22 protein-coding genes are annotated in these 17,993 nt (G+C 59.8%); 20 read left to right on the top strand and 2 right to left on the bottom strand.

Translation table 11 applies throughout. The features are described 5' to 3' along the window. The first annotated feature begins 15 nt into the window (after nt 1-15). From terL to AB4Y71_RS10545, 3 genes are read left to right on the top strand one after another with little or no spacing between them, the layout of a single operon-like run. A complete protein-coding gene (gene terL, locus AB4Y71_RS10555; protein ID WP_441720286.1) occupies nt 16-1,521 on the top strand; it encodes a phage terminase large subunit in 1,506 nt (501 codons plus the stop codon). 15 nt (nt 1,522-1,536) lie between these two features. Further along, on the top strand, nt 1,537-3,069 hold the full coding sequence (locus AB4Y71_RS10550) for a hypothetical protein (protein ID WP_441720610.1): 1,533 nt from the start codon (nt 1,537-1,539) through the stop codon (nt 3,067-3,069). 12 nt (nt 3,070-3,081) lie between these two features. Continuing rightward, entirely contained in the window at nt 3,082-4,134 is a 1,053-nt protein-coding gene (locus tag AB4Y71_RS10545) for a phage minor head protein (protein WP_441720283.1), read from the top strand. On the opposite strand, the gene AB4Y71_RS10540 is transcribed toward AB4Y71_RS10545, so the two are convergent. Next, nucleotides 4,114-4,281 (bottom strand): hypothetical protein, encoded by a 168-nt coding sequence (locus AB4Y71_RS10540; RefSeq protein WP_441720282.1) that lies wholly within the window; start codon nt 4,279-4,281, stop codon nt 4,114-4,116. The two genes, AB4Y71_RS10545 and AB4Y71_RS10540, sit on opposite strands and share 21 nt — an antisense overlap. 26 nt (nt 4,282-4,307) lie before the next feature. Between AB4Y71_RS10540 and AB4Y71_RS10535 the strand changes: the two genes are divergently transcribed. The 16 genes from AB4Y71_RS10535 to AB4Y71_RS10460 all read left to right on the top strand — a co-directional run bounded on the left by AB4Y71_RS10535 (nt 4,308) and on the right by AB4Y71_RS10460 (nt 17,195). Further along, nucleotides 4,308-5,486, top strand: coding sequence for a hypothetical protein (locus AB4Y71_RS10535; protein ID WP_441720280.1), 1,179 nt, complete (start codon nt 4,308-4,310; stop codon nt 5,484-5,486). Nucleotides 5,487-5,498: 12 nt separating this feature from the next. Then, nucleotides 5,499-5,843, top strand: a complete 345-nt coding sequence (locus AB4Y71_RS10530) for a capsid cement protein (protein WP_441720278.1) — start codon at nt 5,499-5,501, stop codon at nt 5,841-5,843. Between the two features lie 17 nt (nt 5,844-5,860). Continuing rightward, nucleotides 5,861-6,940: a phage major capsid protein gene (locus tag AB4Y71_RS10525; RefSeq protein ID WP_441720275.1), complete on the top strand. Its 1,080-nt coding sequence runs from the start codon at nt 5,861-5,863 to the stop codon at nt 6,938-6,940. 75 nt (nt 6,941-7,015) lie between these two features. Further along, nucleotides 7,016-7,387: a hypothetical protein gene (locus AB4Y71_RS10520; protein ID WP_441720272.1), complete on the top strand. Its 372-nt coding sequence runs from the start codon at nt 7,016-7,018 to the stop codon at nt 7,385-7,387. Further along, nucleotides 7,387-7,800, top strand: coding sequence for a DUF6093 family protein (locus tag AB4Y71_RS10515; RefSeq protein ID WP_441720269.1), 414 nt, complete (start codon nt 7,387-7,389; stop codon nt 7,798-7,800). The genes AB4Y71_RS10520 and AB4Y71_RS10515 overlap by 1 nt, the downstream gene beginning before the upstream one ends. A 200-nt stretch (nt 7,801-8,000) precedes the next feature. After that, nucleotides 8,001-8,366 (top strand): HK97-gp10 family putative phage morphogenesis protein, encoded by a 366-nt coding sequence (locus AB4Y71_RS10510; RefSeq protein WP_441720266.1) that lies wholly within the window; start codon nt 8,001-8,003, stop codon nt 8,364-8,366. Then, on the top strand, nt 8,366-8,788 hold the full coding sequence (locus tag AB4Y71_RS10505; protein WP_441720263.1) for a hypothetical protein: 423 nt from the start codon (nt 8,366-8,368) through the stop codon (nt 8,786-8,788). Before AB4Y71_RS10510 ends, AB4Y71_RS10505 begins: the two co-directional genes overlap by 1 nt. A 12-nt stretch (nt 8,789-8,800) precedes the next feature. Next, nucleotides 8,801-9,019: a hypothetical protein gene (locus AB4Y71_RS10500; protein ID WP_441720260.1), complete on the top strand. Its 219-nt coding sequence runs from the start codon at nt 8,801-8,803 to the stop codon at nt 9,017-9,019. Between the two features lie 2 nt (nt 9,020-9,021). After that, nucleotides 9,022-9,540, top strand: a complete 519-nt coding sequence (locus AB4Y71_RS10495) for a phage tail tube protein (RefSeq protein ID WP_441720258.1) — start codon at nt 9,022-9,024, stop codon at nt 9,538-9,540. Nucleotides 9,541-9,631: 91 nt separating this feature from the next. Further along, nucleotides 9,632-9,850 (top strand): hypothetical protein, encoded by a 219-nt coding sequence (locus AB4Y71_RS10490; RefSeq protein WP_441720255.1) that lies wholly within the window; start codon nt 9,632-9,634, stop codon nt 9,848-9,850. 21 nt (nt 9,851-9,871) lie between these two features. Then, entirely contained in the window at nt 9,872-10,525 is a 654-nt protein-coding gene (locus AB4Y71_RS10485) for a hypothetical protein (protein WP_441720252.1), read from the top strand. A gap of 131 nt (nt 10,526-10,656) precedes the next feature. Beyond that, nucleotides 10,657-10,875: a hypothetical protein gene (locus tag AB4Y71_RS10480; protein WP_146112890.1), complete on the top strand. Its 219-nt coding sequence runs from the start codon at nt 10,657-10,659 to the stop codon at nt 10,873-10,875. Between the two features lie 23 nt (nt 10,876-10,898). Then, the gene (locus tag AB4Y71_RS10475; protein WP_441720249.1) at nt 10,899-14,147 is read left to right on the top strand and encodes a phage tail tape measure protein; all 3,249 of its coding nucleotides are present in this window, start codon (nt 10,899-10,901) and stop codon (nt 14,145-14,147) included. A 346-nt stretch (nt 14,148-14,493) separates the two neighbouring features. Next, nucleotides 14,494-14,889, top strand: a complete 396-nt coding sequence (locus AB4Y71_RS10470; RefSeq protein WP_441720247.1) for a hypothetical protein — start codon at nt 14,494-14,496, stop codon at nt 14,887-14,889. 132 nt (nt 14,890-15,021) lie between these two features. Next, on the top strand, nt 15,022-15,999 hold the full coding sequence (locus AB4Y71_RS10465) for a hypothetical protein (RefSeq protein ID WP_441720244.1): 978 nt from the start codon (nt 15,022-15,024) through the stop codon (nt 15,997-15,999). Nucleotides 16,000-16,001: 2 nt separating this feature from the next. Further along, complete coding sequence (locus AB4Y71_RS10460) at nt 16,002-17,195, top strand: hypothetical protein (protein WP_441720241.1); 1,194 nt, start codon at nt 16,002-16,004, stop codon at nt 17,193-17,195. Here AB4Y71_RS10460 and AB4Y71_RS10455 read toward each other — a convergent pair. Beyond that, the gene (locus tag AB4Y71_RS10455) at nt 17,192-17,740 is read right to left on the bottom strand and encodes a DUF732 domain-containing protein (protein ID WP_441720238.1); all 549 of its coding nucleotides are present in this window, start codon (nt 17,738-17,740) and stop codon (nt 17,192-17,194) included. The genes AB4Y71_RS10460 and AB4Y71_RS10455 overlap by 4 nt on opposite strands. Before the next feature lie 29 nt (nt 17,741-17,769). On the opposite strand from AB4Y71_RS10455, the gene AB4Y71_RS10450 reads away from it, so the two are divergent. Next, entirely contained in the window at nt 17,770-17,976 is a 207-nt protein-coding gene (locus AB4Y71_RS10450; RefSeq protein WP_441720235.1) for a hypothetical protein, read from the top strand. Nucleotides 17,977-17,993: the final 17 nt, after the last annotated feature.

The raw sequence follows: 17,993 nt of genomic DNA, 5'->3' as shown, positions 1-17,993 counted from the left end.
ATAGGGGGCCCCACCGTGTCTGCCGCTTATGACTGGGCGGAGTACGCGGCCCGAGCCTTCGAGATACCAGAGCATGATTGGGAGACTCCCGGCCAGCTGGCTAAGGCCATCGAACCAACCACGCTGCAGACCCCGGCACTGGATCTGATCGACGAGTACCTGGTCAAGGTTGAGGCAGGGGAGATTGACCGCCTGATCATCAACCTGCCACCCCAGGAAGGCAAAAGCACTCGCGTCACAACTATTGGGCCCCTCTGGTTCCTGACCCGTAACCCAGACCGGCGCATCGCCATCGTCTCCTACGCCCAGGATCTCGCCGACGAGTTCGGACGCAACATCCGAAACCACATCGCATCCAACGACGGCGACGACGAAACCCTAGACCTCGGCCTGCGCGTCGCCAAAGACAACGGAGCTGCACGACGCTGGAAGCTCGACGGGAAAAAGGGTGGCGTCCGCTCGGTCGGTATCCGCGGCGGCCTAACCGGTCGCGCCGTTGACGCACTGTTCATCGACGACCCCATCAGCAACCTTGAACAGGCGTACTCGAAAACCTATCGTGAACAAGCATGGGGCTTCTGGCAATCAGTCGGCATCACCCGACTCGCCCCCGGCGCACCAGTAATCTTGGTGCTCACCCGCTGGCATGCTGACGACCTAGCCGGCCGCCTGCTCTCCGGTGAAGACGCTGACCGCTGGACCGTACTCAACATCCCCGCCGAAGCCGTGGAAAACGACCCCCTCGACCGTAAACCCGGCGAATGGCTCGAATCAGCCCGACAGCGCACCCCACACCAGTGGGAACAGATCAAAGTCTCTGTCGGGCCCAAGGTATGGCAATCCCTCTACCAGGGCAACCCAACCTTGGACGACGGCGGCGTACTCCCAACAGAGTGGGCCCGCTACGACCAACCTATGTGGATCGAACACGCTGACGGACGGCACACCGTGCCCGGCATCGACCGTGACGACCATGAACTCATACAGTCCTGGGACCTCGCGTTCAAGGGCGAGAACACCAGCGACTACGTCGTGGGACAAGTCTGGTTGCGCGTCGGCAACACCGCGTACCTGCTCGACCAAGTCCGCCGGCGCATGAACTTCAACGAAACGTGCGAAGCCATCGAAGCCATGACAGCGAAGTGGCCCGAAGCAACCGCCAAACTCGTGGAAGACAAAGCCAACGGGCCCGCGGTTATGAACGCACTGCAGAAAACAGTGATCGGGCTGATCCCAGTCGAACCAGTCGGCTCCAAGTACGCTCGCGTGTCAGCTGTCAGCCCGTTGGCGTTCTCCAAGAACATCGTCCTGCCATCCACGACGCTCTGCCCCTGGGTGGAACACTTCACCCAAGAAGCCCTGTCCTTCCCTGCAGGCGCAAACGATGACCAGCTGGACACCATGTCCCAAGCAGTGAATCAGTTGCTCCTGCACCGCATCGACGGGCTGGGGGATGACCTTGTGCAGCCGGATGAATATGACCAACTCGAAACCGACGGATACTATCTGTCGCCCTACTAGGAATGGTGGTGCCGTGTGGATCTGAACCTCAAAGATTGGGCGCCACTAGCCGAAGCTGACACAACCGAGCGCGTCCCAGTAGGCACCGTGTCCTCGCTAGAGCACAAGCTAGAAACCTTGACCGAGTCCATGGCCCAGCTGTCATTGGCACGTGAAGATGCTGGTTGGGAACGGATCCTGCAGGACGGGCAACGCGAACTCACACCCGAAGCACGCCGCCGCAACGCTGAGCTGTGCCGCGTGTATGCGATCGCTAACCCGCTGATCAAGCGCGGCCTGGAACTGCGTGCAGCGTACGTGTTCGGGCAAGGCGTTGGCACCACCGCTACCGGTGAACGCGTCAACGACCTCGTGCAGACCTGGTTGGATGACCCGGAAGTACGGGAAGTGTTCGCAGGATCCGAAGCGCAGGCACGCAACGAACTAGCCCTCGGCACAGACGGCAACGTGTTCTTCGCACTGTTCACCAACCCACTCACCGGACGCGTGAAGCCCCGTGTGATCCCATTCGAGGAAATCCAAGAGCAGATCACCGACCCAGAAGACTCTTTGAGCGTCCGCTACTACAAGCGGGTCTGGAACCGACGCGACGCATCCGGCAGAGAGCAAGAGGTCACGACCTACCACCCTCGGTACGACTACCGCCCACAGATGCGCCAACGCCGATACGGGGCCACCCCGAACAGTGCCGGCCACGACATCATCTGGGATGCACCGATCTACCATATCAAGGTCAACGCCCTCACCGGCTGGCAATACGGCATCGGCGACGCGTTCGCCGCCCTGCCGTGGGCCCGCGGGTACAAGGAATTCCTTGAAGCGTGGGCGATCATGATGAACGCCCTGTCCAAGATCGTTTGGCAGCGCGTCGGCAAGAGCGGGAAGCGTACCGCAGCGACAGGTCGTCGTGAGCTGCAGAAGATCGAGAGCATGGCCCCAGGCGGCAGCGGCAACGCGACCGACGATTCGAAACTCGAAGCGGTGCCGAAGACCGGCGCCACCATCGACTCTGACTCTGCGAAACCACTGGCAGCGATGGTCGCCACAGCGTTGGGTATCCCGGTGACCATGCTCCTAGCGGATCCTGGCCAGACCGGCGCACGAGCTGTAGCGGAAACACTGGACTTCCCAACCACCCTGACGATGCAAGGTCGCCAGGAAGTTTGGCGTGAAGCGCGCCGGCAGATCCTCGGCTACGTCATCGACCAAGCAGTCATCGCACCGCGTGGTGTGCTGCGTGGCCAAGGCAAAACGGTGCGAGACGGCGACCGGCTCCAAACGGCGCTCACCAATGAGGATGACCGGACGCTCACCATCGCGTTCCCTGACATCACCAAGGTTGATCCGAAGACCATGATGGACGCTTTGGAGAAGGCAGACGGGCACATCCCGCCACTGCTGTTGGCTGAGATGATCATGCGCGCCCTGGGTGTGCGTGACGTTGACGAGTGGCTGGAAGAGCTGACCGATGATGAAGGAAACTTCCTCGACCCGCTCGTGGTAGCCGGGCAGGCCGCGGCTGACGCGTACCGGGCGGGACAAGAATAGGTGGTGATGTTGGTGGCTGTCACAGATGAAACCCTGCTGATAGCCGCCGACACCCGCCGGCGCTTGCAACGGATGACCGATGAACAAGCCGTAGCACTCACAATGGCTTGGGTTGAGGCGTGGGATACGCTCACCCCGTTGTTCAACGAAGCGTTGCTGGACCTGTTGCAGGGTGCGCCTGACCGGATACCTCGTGCAGTAGTCGCACGCAACCGGAAACTACAGGCAGCCCTACGGCAAGCCCGCACGGTGCTGAACGAGCTCACGCGGGGCGCGAACGAAGTCATCGAGAACAGTCTCGCTGACGCGGTCCTGGACGCGGTGCAGTCGCATGAAGCGATCCTCCGCACACAGCTGCCGCCCGAAGGCGCCGGTGTTGCTTTCAACTTGGACGCACCAGCGCCGGACGCGCTAGATGCGATCGTTCTGCGAACAACCCAGCAGATTCATTCGGCAACCCAGCCTCTCGCTGGGTGGGTTGTGACGGCGATGCGTAAAGAGTTGGTCCGCGGTATCGCAGTGGGGGACAACCCCCGCGAGGTCGCCCGCAAACTGATCCGCGCAACCGAAGGACACTTCAACGGTGGACTAGCCCGGGCTACACGGATCGCACGAACCGAAATGTTGGACGCCCACCGAAACGGGTCGCTCACCTCCGCGAAGCAGAACAGAGAGCTGCTGACCGGCTGGAAATGGCAATGCACCCTGGATCGGCGCACCTGCCCATCCTGCCTGTCCAAGCACGGCACCCTGTACCCGGTAGACCAGTTCGGGCCCGAAGACCACCAGAACGGCCGCTGCGCACGCATCGACGTCACCAAAACATGGAAAGAGCTCGGCTTCGACTTTGAAGAGCCCACCGATGCTTTCCCCGATGCACGAGCTTGGTACGACGGGCTGACCGACGACTCGAAACTATCGATCATGGGCCCAACCCGGCTGCAGCTGCTCAACGACGGCAAGATCGGCTGGGAAGACCTCGCCACGCTCCGCACCGCAGACGGCTGGCGAGACTCCTACATCCAGACACCGGTGAAAGACCTACTAGGTGCCATCGCTGGCTGACGGGTAATAATCCACCGTCCCGCACCACTTGCACACCACGGACATCGAACCACCCGTAGGACGCAAGAAAACGCGTCCCACCTTCCACTCATGGCCAGGGCAAGCGCCCGGCTCGCCCGGGGTGTCATTCGCGTCGTCAGCACTCATGGACACCAGTTTAGGAGATCCACCAGATGAAACACATCCGCGAATCCGCGACAGCTACCCGCCGCGGCCCAGGCCGTATCCTGCTGACTCTGATCAGCCCCGGACAAGGATCTAGCGGCGACTACACGCCCGAGGTACTGGCGACTGCCGCCACAGAGCGTGCATTCCCGCGTGGCACGCTGGGCATGATCGACCACGACACCCCCACCGAGATGATGGAACGCCCCGAAGGGTCCTTGCGGAACCTCGCAATTGTCCTGGAAGAAGACGCTTACGTTGGCGAAGGCGGCGCATTGCAGGCTGAAGCCAAAGTTGCTTCCGCATGGCGTGACCTCGTAGACGACTTCCACGAACACATCGGTGCGAGCATCTTCGCCAGCGCCGAAATCAGCGTGAACGAATCCGGTAAAAAGATCGTGGAACGCATCATTCCCAACCCGTTCAACCGTGCCGACCTCGTGACCGTGGCAGGGCGTGGCGGAAAGATCGAGCAAGTGCTCGAAGCCGCTCGGGTCATCGAATCCCGGTCCATCATTGCCGAAGCCACCGCCGGCGACGTGCGCATGTGGTTGCAAGCCGCCATCCGCGGATCACACGACGATTACGCATGGGTGTCCGACCACGACGAAACCTACGTCTACTACGAAATCGGCGACAAGTACTTCCGGCAAGCCTACGAGCTGACCGGTGTCAACGTCACGCTCTCCGGGGAACCTGTTGAGGTTCGCCGCCGGGTCGAATATGACCCCGTCATTCTCCCCGCCACTCCGGCCGGGGTAACCGAAAACGAGAAGGAGGATGCCACCATGGCAACCACCCAGATTGAGGAAGCGGAACTGACCCAGCTCCGCGAGTCCGCCGGCCGGGTCACCGCGCTGGAAGCAGAATTGCAGGCCGAAAAGGAAGCACGAGCCAAGGAAGCCGCCGACCGCGCAGCCGAAGCCACCGCAAACCGAGTCAAGGAAGCCAAGCGCATCGTCGCCGAGGCTTTCGGTGAGGATGCACCAGCGCTCTACACCCGACTGGCCGAGTCCGCCGCAACACCGGAAGACTTCGACGCGGACAAGTTCCGCACCGAAGTTCAGGAAGCAGCAGCCAAGACCGAAGCCGACCAGGGCGCAGGACAGCCACGAGGCCTCGGCTCCACCACCGTCACCGAGTCGAAGACCGCCGTCTCCGACGAAGACATCATCAACGCACTCTAAGGAGGCAACACAGTGGCAAAGAACCAGCGTTACACCAACGCACTACACATCACCGTCACCGCGCCCCGCGATATCAAGTCCGGTGACCCAGTACAGGTCGGACAGATCAGCGGCGTAGCCCAGATCGACGCCAAGTCCGGCGAAAAGGTCACCATCTGGTTGGACGGATCGTGGGACGTGCCAGTAGCTGGCGCGCTCGCATCTGAAGGCCTTCCGGTCTACATCAACGCGTCTGGCACCCTGACCGCTACCGCGACCGGCAACACCCCCTGGGGCGTAGCGCTCGCAACGAAGACCACCGGCACCGCACCCGTTGAGGTCGTGCCGCTCGGCTACACCGCTGGCGCAACCGCCTAAGAAAGGAAGTCAACACCATGACCCACGAAATTGCACAGGAAGGCTTCCGCCGCGCATCCTCTCACGAAGAGCGCGTACACGAAGCCGCCAAGCTGTTCGGTGTAGGTCGCACCGGCGCGGATCCATTCGCTCAGGCACGCCTGCTCGAAGCATTCACCACTTCGGACTTCCCAGTCCTGCTCAGTGACGCTTTCACCAAGAAGGCTGTTGCCGCGCAGAAGGCTGCGGTCAAGGAATTCGAGCCGATCCTCACCAGCGTCACTGTTGACGACTTCAATCGTCACAAGCTGATCGACCTGTGGGGCGGCGACGAATTCGAGACCGTTAAGGAACTCGAAGAGTACAAGGCCGGTTCGCTGAACGAAACCGAACTGACCCACGGCAACCAGAAGCACGGTAAGGCCTACGGCCTGTCGTGGGAGCTTTACCGCTCCCGCAACTTCACCGCCCTCGCCAACTTCCCAGCGAAGTTGGGTGACGGTTCCGTCAAGGGGCAGAACAGCCGTGTGGCTGACCTGCTGGTGGACGCAACTGCAGGCAACTGGAACGCCGCCTTCTTCGGCACCGTCGATACCGCAGCTTTCAGCGCTGACGCACTGGATGCTGCGATCAAGGCCCTGGCGCAGAAGGAAGACCACCGTGGCGACCTCGTAGATGTGTCCAACCTCGTGTTGATTCACTCTTCGGGTCTGCGCTCCGAAGTTCTGCGCGTCCTGAATGCGTACGAACTGGAAATGCAGGTAACCGACGGGTCGAAGACCTCGAAGACCCGCGTGCAGAACCCATTCAAGGGCGTAGTTACCCCGCTGGAATCGCGTGCCGTTGGCAAGCGCCTCGGCGCTGCGCAGTCCACCGGCTGGGCGCTGGTTCCTGCAGGTTCCTCGGACCTGCCTGCAATCATCCGCACCCTGCTCTCGGGCGAGGAAGTAGTGGACATCCGCGTCAAGAATGATCAGGGCAACCGCGTTGGCGGTGGCGCTGTTCCATTCGACGCTGGTTCGTTCCCAGACGACGGCATTTGGTTCCGTGGCCGCGATGTCTACGGCATCGACAAGGGCTTCACCACCGGCGTTTACGCGTCCAAGGGCGCAGCCTAGCAAAACCAATGACTGAGGGGCATCACCGACTGGTGGTGCCCCTCAGCTGTACCCAAACACTTTCAAGGGGTGGTCATGGACTACGAAGCAGCAATCCGACAGGTACGCGTACTGATCGCAGACACGGCCACTCCACCACTGATCGACGACCCGACACTGCAAACCTATTTGGAGATGCAGGGCTGGGAAGAGGGCGCACGCTGGGCTGTCTACCGGGCAGCTGCTGACGCGCTTGAAGCTATCGCAGTGTCCGAGGTGTTGGTATCGAAGAAGATCCGCACGCAAGACCTGACCAGCGACGGCCCTGCAGTGGCTGAGTCGCTCCGCAAACTCGCTGCAGGCCTACGCACCCAGGCCGATGACAACGACCCAACCTTGGGTGGAACGTTTGAAATCATCGAGACCGGTCGTAGCCGTCTCGAAGCTGAGGAATGGAGGGTGTTCTGATGCCGTTCCCCGGAACCAAAATCATTCCAGACGGCTGGTCCGAGCATCACCGGCCAGTCGCAGCGGGCGGCATGACCGCTGATTGCGTGATCGAACGCGTCACTGACGGCCCTGCACCATTCCCTCTGCTCGAAGGCTGGACAGGACGCACCAGGTTATGGGCTGGCAAGGCTCGCATCCAAGAGCTGAAGCGAGAACAAGCCGCAGACCTCGCAGGCCAGCCCACCGAGTCACGCCAGTACCTGATACAGCTCCCATACGACGGCACCCTGCCCGACCTGTGGGTGGGGGAGCGCGGCGACATCGTCACCAGCGCTGGCGCCGAGTACATCCTGAAGCAACGCATGACCGGCTCTGAACTCTGGGCGCACGACTTCTTAGCATGGGAAAACCAAACCCAGCAGAACCCCTAACGCTTACGTGTACGAGCAACCTTGACGGCAATCGCGGACACTAAACAAACAAATCCGAGCGCTAAGAACCATGTCAACGATGGCTGATTAGTTGCGTACCCGGATATGCCAAGTATGGAAAAAACAATCGCGCCGATACATAGAAGCGTGTGAGCCTGTTTCAAATTCATGATCAAAGCCTATCGAAGGGCGGACACACCATGAGCTTTGACGCATCAGAGTTACGCAACCTCAGCGTGGAACTCGGAACTGTTCCCAAGGTGGTCGGCCAGCTGGCGAAAGTCGTGGTCAAGAAAACCGCGAAGGACATCGAGGGCACAGCCAAGACCTTGGCCCCGGTGGACACCGGCTTCCTCCGCTCTGGAATCAAAACCTCAGACCTGCGCAATGTCAGCCAGGACTCACCTTCCGCTGAAGTCGTGGTATCCGCCAGCTACAGCCCGTACCTCGAATTCGGTACCAGCCGTATGGCCCCTCAACCGTTCATGCGACCAGCCGCGGACAAGCATGCTGACGCGTTCGAGCAGGCGATGGCGCAGATCATCGAGAAAGCAGTGAACAGCTGATGGACGCAACACAATTCAGTGCTGAGCTCGAAGCCAGGCTGAAAGCTATCCCAGACCTTGGCGGCCGGGCATATGACGGGTACATCCCGGGCAAGATCCCCACCGACGGCGCAGGATACGTCCTTCCATACGTTTTGTTCTTCGCTGGAATCCCGGCCGACATCGGCGACCCAGATCTGACTGGCATGACGGACACCCTCGTGCATGACTGGGCACCGCAGACGAACTGCGTCGGACCCACGCCGGGCCACGCACGCAAATGCGCAGAAATAGTCGCCGCCGCGCTGACCAACACGCGAATCGGTAACCACCGGCTGCACGTAGACACCGACGCGTTCCGTGTAGCCGTGCCCATCAAAGACGACCAGGCAACACCAGCCCGGTTTTTCCTGCCGCTCTCGTGGCGGCTCACCACCACCTAAAGGAGGCCCACCGTGGCAACCCCTAAACAGGTCACCGAGCCAGCCACCCCCGCGGTGGTAGCCCGGATCACCGAACCAGCACAACCAGACCGCGTCTACGACCCGCGCAAGAAGGTCAAGGTATACGACACCAACACCAAGCAGGTAGTGCGCCGCCCAGTACCAGAAACCTGGCTGGACGGCCGCTTCCCAAACCTCGCACCAGTCCCATCCTCGAAAGAAGGTAAGTAGCTATGGCCGCCAAGGGTCCAAAGATGCTCAACATGAACAACCGCGCCCTGTGGTGGGTACCAACCATCGCTAACAAGAACGCACCAACGGTCGCCGAAGTCACCGCTGGTATTCAGCTCACTTGCTTGGTGACCGTGGCGAACTACCAGTTCGGCATCACCGGCACCGCCGTGATTACCGACCCGTCGCCGTGCGACTCCATCGAAGCCGGCGCCCCAGGAATGGACACCGTCGAAGCTGGCTTCGACATGTTCCGCTTCAAGGACGCTGTCGAAGACATCGCGTGGACCACGTTCACCGACAAGGGCATCGGGGGGTACCTCGTTGAGCGTATCGGCCAGGTCGCTGACGGTGAAGACCCATCCGAGGTTCCACTGTCAGCTGGTGATGAAGTCGCCGTAATGGAGGTCCTGACCTTGTCGCCACGCACCTTGTCGCCGGCCACCGCCGGGTACGAGAAGTTCAACCAGTCGTTCGCTCCGCAGTCCTTCGCGCCTCGCGCCGTGGTTGCTGCGGCGTAACCATATGACCAGTCCGGGTGGGCGCGTTTGACTCCCGCGCTTACCCGGACTCTAAACCCTTTGGAGTCACCCAAAATATTAGGAGTCAACCATGGCTGAGAAACGCCACTACGAGGGCACAGTATCCCGCGACCAGCTGAAAGCAGCCGTTGAAGCACTTGGGCTGAACCCAGAGAACACAGTGTCGATCAACATGACGGCAGATCGTATCCGCGTCATAGAGTACGTGCGCGACGAAACCGGGGCCCGGGTCATCAACGAAGCGTTCGAAGGTTTCGACCGCCGTTGCTACACACTGCAAGTCAAGTAACCACCAAGTAGGAGTCAAACCATGTCTGAGAACATCACCCCCAACGCAGAGCTAGACCTCGACGAGTGGCTGGCCATGGGCGAACGCACTGTCCATAACGTCAACCTGTACGCACGCTTCGACCTGATCGCCGAAATCGACGCACTCGAAGCACAGAAACAGCCCGTGGAAGAAGTCCCCGAGGGCGACGAAGCCCTCGGCGGGAACAGTGACCCGAACGCCGCAATCGACGCTGAGATTGACGAACTGAAACTGCGGATCCACGCATCCAAGAAGATATTTCGCGTCACCTCACTGACCGACGCTGAAATTGCCGGCATCCGGGAAACCGTCCTCACCGAGTGCTCCAAGGAAATCGACAAGCAGGCTGAGCTCGGCAAGAACGAAGCGCGCAAGACCGCGGCCCGCATGGAAGTAAAAATCCATGCCGACGTGAACGCCCTCGTGCGCGTCAACGTCAACGAGTTCACCCGGAAATTCATTGAGCGTGAATCTCGGCTCCGCATCATCGCAGCATCCACCACACTCATGAACAAGGGGCAACTGGTCAGCCTAGACCTAGAGCAGGCCCGCACCCTCTACGAGAAGCTCGGAGAAGCACAAATGCGGTTGCTTTCAGATGCGAACGCACGCGCCACCCAGGACATCCCCGAGGTGACCGTCCCAAAATCGTAGAAGCCCTCGGAACCCCGCGCTGGGCCCACCTGCTCGACCTGGTGGAAACAGCGCGGGACTGCCGCATCCCCGTCACCGTGCTCCTGGGCGTACGGGAAGACGACGGGACGTACTGCGACCAAGACAAAATCATGCAGATCGCATACACGAAATACCTGAAAACGATCTGCTCCGGCTGCGGCCTACCCGCGCACATCACCCGCGGGGACGACAACGTCGGACGGTTCGAAGTGCACGACGACACCATGTGCCACGGCTGCGAAGCGTTGGAAACATTCACATCCAACAAGAACCGCACCACATGGCCAGGCCAAAAACTCCACCTGAAAGACACCCATCTTGACGGATAACTAAATAAAGGGGGCGCCCAGCGGTGGACAAAAAGCTGAGAGTTCTTGTTAGCGCCGAAATCGGTGCGTTCATCAAGGACATGGACCGGGTTTCCGCAAAAGCCAAGGAAACCGCCAAAAAGACCGAAGACGCGGGCACACAGTCCCAGTCCGGCATAGGCCGCCTGGTAGACGTAGCGAACCAGCACGAAAAAGCGTGGGGCCAAGTCGCCAACACCATGGTCGGCGCCGGCACCGCCATCACCGGCGGGCTTGTCCTGTCAGCCAAAGCAGCCATGGACTGGCAGTCCCAATTCGCTGGGGTCCGCAAGACCATCGACGACACCGAAGAGGGCTATGCAGAGCTCTCCGATGGGCTGCGTGACCTCGCCAAGGAACTGCCGTCCACGCACGCTGAGATTGCAGGCGTGGCCGAGGCCGCCGGTCAGCTGGGCGTGGCCCGCGACGACGTTCTAGGCTTCACCGCCACCATGATCGACCTCGGCGAAACCACCAACCTGACCGCGGAAGACGCTGCCACGAACATTGCGCAGATCTCCAACGTCATGGGCACCATGGAACGCGAAGGCGCGCAAGGCGTGGAACGCTTTGGCTCCGCACTGGTAGCACTGGGTAACGATGGTGCCTCCACTGAAGCTGAGATCCTGTCGATGGCCCAGCGCATCGCTGGTGCCGCCGCATCGCTGGGCGCTTCCGAAGCTGACGTGCTGGCGCTGTCCAACACCCTGGCATCCATGGGTGTGCGTGCTGAGCTCGGCGGCGGCGTAGCAACCCGCGTGCTTTTGAAGATGCGCACCGCCGTTGATGACGGGGGAGAATCACTTGAAGCATTCGCAGGAGTAGCAGGAACCACGGCTGAGGAATTCGCGAGCAAGTTCAGCAGCTCCCCAATGGAAGCCCTGCAGCTCGTCGCTGAAGGCATCGACCGCACCAACGCCGCCGGCGGAAACCTCACCGCCACGCTCAAAGACATGGGCATCAAGGGCACCGAAGAAATGCAGGTCATGCTGGCCCTCGCCAACTCCGGTGACCTGCTCACCGACTCGCTGGAACTCGGCGCTAAGGCGTGGGAGGAAAACTCGGCGTTGGCCGACGAAGCCGCTCAACGCTACGCCACCGCTGAATCCAAGGTAAAAGTCGCCTGGAACAACATCAAGGACGCAGGCATCGACGCGGGAGCCGTACTGCTCCCTGTCATTGCAAGCATGGCCGAAGGTGTAGCTGACCTCGTTGGATGGTTTACCGACCTGCCAGCACCAGTTCAAGGCGCCTTGACGATCCTTGCCACCGTCGCAGGTGTCGGCACCCTAGCAGCTGGCGCGTTCATGAAGATCGTGCCAGGCGTAGTGGACACGGTGACCGGGCTGCGCGACCTGATCAAGGAAGGCCCGAAGTCAGTCGGGTCGATGTCCAAGATGGAGAAGGGCGCACTCGGCGTAGCAGCGGCTTACACCGCGATTGCGAGCGCCGCAGCGCTGGCTTCAGACTCTCGCCGAAAGTTCGACAAGCAGATCGAGTCTTCGGAGATCGTCAACGCCTTGGACGGCATCGCTGGCAAGAGCGACGAAGCTTTCAAAGCGCTCGACAAAGTGTTCAACGGCAGCGTGGTCACCGGCGGAGGCTCAGGTCTCGGCGGTGCACCAACGGCCGTCAACGACCTCGCATCAGCGATGGACCGACTGTTCAACACCTCCGGGTTCGACAACTTCAATGATTTCCTAGGAACCTGGCTCCCCGGCGTGGAGTCCGGATCCGAGGTTGTCCGAGAGAACATGCGCGAGGTGGACGCTGCCCTCGTTGAACTGACCAGTGGTGGAAAGTTCGACGACGCGGCCGCCGGCTTCGGACGAGTCATGGCAGCGGCCACCGAACGCGGTGCTGATGTCAAAGACGTTATGGACATGTTCCCGCAGTACCGGGACGCCGCCTACGAAGCGCTAACCGCTAACGGTGAAACGCAGGTATCGCAGGAACGCCTTGTCGAGGCGATGCTCAAAGGCCTGCCAGCTGGCGAAGCAGCCGCGGACGGCACGAACACAGCCAAGACAGCCTACGAGAACGCGGCTAAGGCCGCGCAGGAAGCAGCCGAAGCTGTTGATGAATGGTACGACTCGCTGGTCAATACTGGCATGGTCATCATTGGTGAGAACGAAGCGATCCGGCGACTGCAGGAATCGATCAACTCGGCAACTAAGACCATCAAGGAAAACGGTGAGGTTGTCGACAAGAACGGTGAAGCGTTCGACAAGTCCTCAGAGAAGTACCTTGCTAGTTCGTCGGCGCTCGACGGTATCGCATCCAGTACGCTCGCGGTCATTGACCCGATGCGTGAAGCCGGTGCGACCACCGCTGAAATGTCCGAAGAGATCGCGCACGGCCGGGAGAACTTCATCAAGCAGGCAACTGCGATGGGATACAGCAAAGAAGCAGCTGCAGCCTACGCAGACCAGCTGGGACTGATACCAGGCAGCGTGTACGTACAGTTCAACTCCAACACTGACTCGGTGGCGGGGAAGCTCACTGAGATTCACGAGCTCGTGCAGTCCACTCCGGACGGCAACGTAACCATCACAGAGAACTCGCCAGAAGTGCTGGCTGCGTTGGAAGCTCTCGGCTACATCGTCTCTGAGCTACCCGACGGCCGAATCGAAGTATCTGAAACGGGTACGGACGCAACCGGCAAGAAGATCGACGAGGCTGCAGCCAAAAAGCGGGTCGCGAAGATCACCGCCGAAGCTATCACCGGTGCCGCAGAAGAAGAACTTCGAAACGCGGCACGCACCCGATTCGCAACCATCGCAGTAAGCACCCGATTCACTGACTCGGGTGCATCAGCGGTGCACCGTGGCGGTGCGGGTGGGCTGACCGGCAACTATCGTGGCGGGCAAATCAGTTTGCCTGGCTACGAGGACGGCGGGAAACTGCCTCGCACCGGGCTCGGCAGGGACATGATCCTCGGCGTGACTTCCGAGGGTCGACCGATTGCGAACGTGGACGACGAAGAGTGGATCATCCGCGCAACGTCAGCCAACAAGTACAACCGAGTACTTGGCGCAATCAATGCCGACGACCCGTCCGTGCAGCACCTCGCCAGCTTCGCCGGCGGGGGACAGGTAGGCGGAAACGCAGTCACTGCCCGTGGAGGCGGTGACACGTATCTGACCCTCTACGTAACCGTAGACGGCGCAGGCGACGCAGACCGTGCCGTAGCCGGATTCCGTGAAGAACTCCGCCGAGCAACAAGAGGGGTAGGTATGAACCTTGGCATCTGAGCTAATAACCCTCGGAGGAACACCCCTTACCGGGGCAGACCGAAACGGGGCATGGAAAGTCAACGGACCCATTGAAGGATGGTGGGACAGCCCTACACCTCGTAAGCAACGCGCTGAGAGGACACGCGGCGATGGAGATTTCCGAACCGAACTATTTTACGGGCCACGGGAAATCAACATCTCAGGTCGTGTCCTCTCAAAGAACCACGACTACCTGCACCAGGCGGCTGGAATCATCACTAGCTTGGCATTTCGTGGGCAGTCGAAGCTCTTGGTTCGGGGTCATGGGCCGACACAGTGGGCTACAGTTGACCCCCGACCAGGGTCGCGGATCACTACTAGATTCGTGACCGACTCGTTCTTGCAATTCGAAATCCCACTGGAAGCGATTGACCCGTTCAAGTATGGCGAGTCGTACACGGTTGCTGGGTCTGCTAGCACTCCTGCAGCTTTATTCCACCGTGGCACGGTTCCTGCGTGGCCGGTAGTCACGGTGACTGGTACATCAGCGAATGGTTACACGCTGACGTTGAACGGCAAGTCGGTGGTAGTTACTCAGGCTCTCGTTTCGGGTTCGCCGCACACGATTGATTTCAGGACTGGGATTCTGCGGGCCGGCGGTGCAGTGGTTCGCGGCGGATTGTCTACGGCGAACTTCTCTCCGGTCAATCCTGGTCTGCCGCAGAACATGACCATTACCGCGGGCCTGTTCACTGCGAAATACAGCGACACTTACATTTAGGAGGCCAGTGTGGGTTACCGGGTGTGGAGTGTTTCCTCGAAGACGTGGGCTGACCGGGTAGAACTGCAGGTGGAGTCCACGTCGTGGGAGCGGACGTTCAATCACAGTGCCGGTGGGACTTCGTCTCTGGTGTTGTCTGACCCAGACGTGGCAGCAGTCGCCGGGCTGAATGATTCATATCCTGGGCAGCGCGCCATCGTCGTGGATTACGACAACGTGGTGGTCTATGCGGGGATTATCTGGGAAGCGCACTATGAGCGCGACACCCAGCAATTGAACCTTACTCACGAGGATATTTGGTCTTTGTGGGATGCGCGCCTGATCAGTGAGGTGCGCACTGAGGACATCGTGAACTGGGAGAAAACGTATTCCGGTTTGGAGTACGACACTATCGTGAAGCGGATCATTCAACTCGCTGTAGCTGGCACTGGTCGTGGTGTACCGATGGTTTACGAGGACGACTACACGGGTGGACGTTCCCGCACTTACAACGGGTACAACATGGACACGGCACTGTCGGCCATGGAAGAAATCATGGATCTGTCCGATGGGCCAGATGTTGATTTCCGTCCTGAGTGGGATGGCGCCGGCGGTATCCGCTTTACACTGCGCACGGGCGATCTTTCACTGAACACTATTGAGGTGAACTTCTCAGCTCCTGAAACCCCGGCGCAGGGTTTGTGGATCAAGACTGACGCTCGCGACGTGGCAACACAGATGTTCGCAGTCGGTGAAGGATCAGGCAAGAAGACTGCAAAGAGTCCTGGCATGCTGGTCCGTGAGTCGCAGTCAGCGAACATCGCTGATTATCCGGCGTTGGAACGGGTGGAGCAGTTCAAGAACATCAAGAAGGGTCCTGAGCTTTACGACCATGCAGGATCTGCACTTGTGGCGAATAATCAGGCAGTACGTCAGGCAGGTTTCGAACTGAAGCTTGACTCGCCGATCCTTGGGAACCTGTGGGAGTTACGGCCTGGAACGATTGTCCGCTGGTATATCCGCGATGACCCGTATTTCACTACGGGTTGGCGCGAATGGCGAGTGCTCAAGTACTCCGGCGACATCGACAGTGACTTCGTAAAGATCGAGTTCCAACCCAAGGGAGGTTAGCAGTGGCAAGAGTCGTTGACCTCACCGGAGAGAACGTCACCCGGAAGAACCGCAAGGAACGGAACTACGGCACCAAGACCGACCTTTCGTCCACAACGGTTGAACGCGGCAACACGCACTGGGCCGAGGGATCCAACGTCAACATTGACGGGTTCCTCGGTGTCGCTGGAACGCAGCGGGTTACTGGCCTGCTAGACGTGACGGGAACTTTAAACAGCTCCGGAGTCACGAACCTTTCCGGAGTCAACAACCTATCGGGCGTGAACCACCTGACTGGGCCGACTGACGTGGCCGGCAACTTCGAGATAATCTCTGGGGGCCAGTTCAAGGCAGGTGACTCGCTGATCTACCCAGATGGCAGCGCGAAATTCGGTGCCCTGGGTATCGCATCGGATGGAACCATGCAGGCCGGTCTGTTCGAGCTGCGCCCAGACGGATCAGCGGACTTCGGGACGTTCGGCATTGATTCTGACGGTACGCTGCATGTCCAAAACGATCTAAACGTTGAGTCCGGTGGGCGACTCATTGCCGGCGAAACGACGATTGAACCAACCGGCAAAGCAACGTTTGGCGACGTGATTATTGACCCAGTCTCGCCACGGATGATCCAATCACCAAGTGGTTGGCTGACCGCTAACGGTGTGGACAGTATTGGCCTATCAAGTTCGAGTACATCGTCGGTAAATCTGAATGGCTCTTACGCTGATTTGAACTATGCAGGCACTTCACGAGTTGTTGCCCGCGCCGGAGCGATCGACCTGTCGGCACCGAAGGTGTGGGTTACTGGGCAGTTGGAAGTCGCCAGTACGGCTAGGTTCGTGGGGAATGTGGTCATGCCTGGTCTGCCGACGACTGGTAGCCCGGGCAACGTTTTTGTTCAGGGTGACGGGTTTCTCTACAAGTCGACGTCGGCAAGCCGGTTCAAGCTTGACCAGCAGGCCATGGATCTGCCTGCCACTTTGCTGGATATACCGATCAAGGACTGGCTCGACGCCGGCCAGGTCGAGCGTGGCGAAGCGGTTTACCGTATCCCCGGTGTTATAGCTGAGGACGTTTACGCTGCGGGCGGGCATGCGTTCAACACGTTCACCCCGGAGGGCGATCTTGAGGGTGTCATGTATGACCGCCTCGCCATGGCCAGAACAGAGCTTCTTCACCAGCGAGTCAAAGCTATCGAAAAACTATTGATGATCTAGGGCAGTCGAAGTTCAAGGCAGTACGCGGACGATGCGGCGTTTACCAGTTTCATGTTGTTCTCGTACAGCGGTGTTTGCATGAGGGCATGCTTTTCCGCCGGATTCAGCTTCTCTTCTTGTTCCTTGGTGAACTTGTAGACGCTCCCTTGGATTGCTTCCACGCGCTCGTATGGCACACCGTCGCTGAGCTGATTACAGACGAGTTTCGCTGCGGCTATCAGTTCGGACTCCGGGGGCAGGTCGCCGGACCATCCTGAAAATTCTGGATTTATGAACGATATGAAGTCCGCAGTCTGTTCTGCATAACTTTTGTTCTTTTGGGCCTTGACCGGTTCTGGGGCGGATGTCTCAGTTGGGGTGACTTCCATTGTGAGGGCTTTGGCCTTCACATCAGTTTCCATGATTTCAGCTTCGGTGGATGAAGCCGGGGCAGTGGATTCAGCGGTGGTCAATTGTTTTGTCGGTTCCGAGGTCGCGTCTCCGGAAGCGCATCCCGTGAGGGCGATAGCGGGTACAGCAATGAGGGCAATAAGTTTTGGGCGCATACCCACACATTATTCGAAGGAGCCGATAAATGGCAGATCATGAAGATCAAGAACCTGTAATAGACGACCAACTGGAGCAACTTCGACTCGAAAACGAGAACCTGCGCCGGCAAGTATTCCGGGCAGAGTCTGTGATCAAGGAGTACCGGCAGGAGCTCGATGCGCAGGGGTTCGAGCTGAAGAAGCTCAGGGCCGAACTCAAACTTCAAGCACAACTCGCACAACCCACCGCTTAGCACGGTGGGTTTTCTAG

Source organism: Glutamicibacter sp. MCAF14 (genome assembly GCF_052114325.1).
Lineage (GTDB): Bacteria > Actinomycetota > Actinomycetes > Actinomycetales > Micrococcaceae > Glutamicibacter > Glutamicibacter arilaitensis.
This window is presented reverse-complemented; position numbering and strand designations above follow the sequence as displayed.

Excerpts from the sequence above, each read along its gene's own strand:
- AB4Y71_RS10505 (WP_441720263.1), top strand. The coding sequence starts at position 8,366 with ATGGACGCAACACAATTCAGTGCTGAGCTCGAAGCCAGGCTGAAAGCT.
- AB4Y71_RS10525 (WP_441720275.1), top strand. The coding sequence starts at position 5,861 with ATGACCCACGAAATTGCACAGGAAGGCTTCCGCCGCGCATCCTCTCAC.
- AB4Y71_RS10495 (WP_441720258.1), top strand. The coding sequence starts at position 9,022 with ATGGCCGCCAAGGGTCCAAAGATGCTCAACATGAACAACCGCGCCCTG.
- AB4Y71_RS10540 (WP_441720282.1), bottom strand. The coding sequence starts at position 4,281 with ATGAGTGCTGACGACGCGAATGACACCCCGGGCGAGCCGGGCGCTTGC.
- AB4Y71_RS10515 (WP_441720269.1), top strand. The coding sequence starts at position 7,387 with ATGCCGTTCCCCGGAACCAAAATCATTCCAGACGGCTGGTCCGAGCAT.
- AB4Y71_RS10485 (WP_441720252.1), top strand. The coding sequence starts at position 9,872 with ATGTCTGAGAACATCACCCCCAACGCAGAGCTAGACCTCGACGAGTGG.
- AB4Y71_RS10450 (WP_441720235.1), top strand. The coding sequence starts at position 17,770 with ATGGCAGATCATGAAGATCAAGAACCTGTAATAGACGACCAACTGGAG.
- AB4Y71_RS10535 (WP_441720280.1), top strand. The coding sequence starts at position 4,308 with ATGAAACACATCCGCGAATCCGCGACAGCTACCCGCCGCGGCCCAGGC.
- AB4Y71_RS10490 (WP_441720255.1), top strand. The coding sequence starts at position 9,632 with ATGGCTGAGAAACGCCACTACGAGGGCACAGTATCCCGCGACCAGCTG.
- AB4Y71_RS10510 (WP_441720266.1), top strand. The coding sequence starts at position 8,001 with ATGAGCTTTGACGCATCAGAGTTACGCAACCTCAGCGTGGAACTCGGA.
- AB4Y71_RS10480 (WP_146112890.1), top strand. The coding sequence starts at position 10,657 with ATGCAGATCGCATACACGAAATACCTGAAAACGATCTGCTCCGGCTGC.
- AB4Y71_RS10455 (WP_441720238.1), bottom strand. The coding sequence starts at position 17,740 with ATGCGCCCAAAACTTATTGCCCTCATTGCTGTACCCGCTATCGCCCTC.
- AB4Y71_RS10520 (WP_441720272.1), top strand. The coding sequence starts at position 7,016 with ATGGACTACGAAGCAGCAATCCGACAGGTACGCGTACTGATCGCAGAC.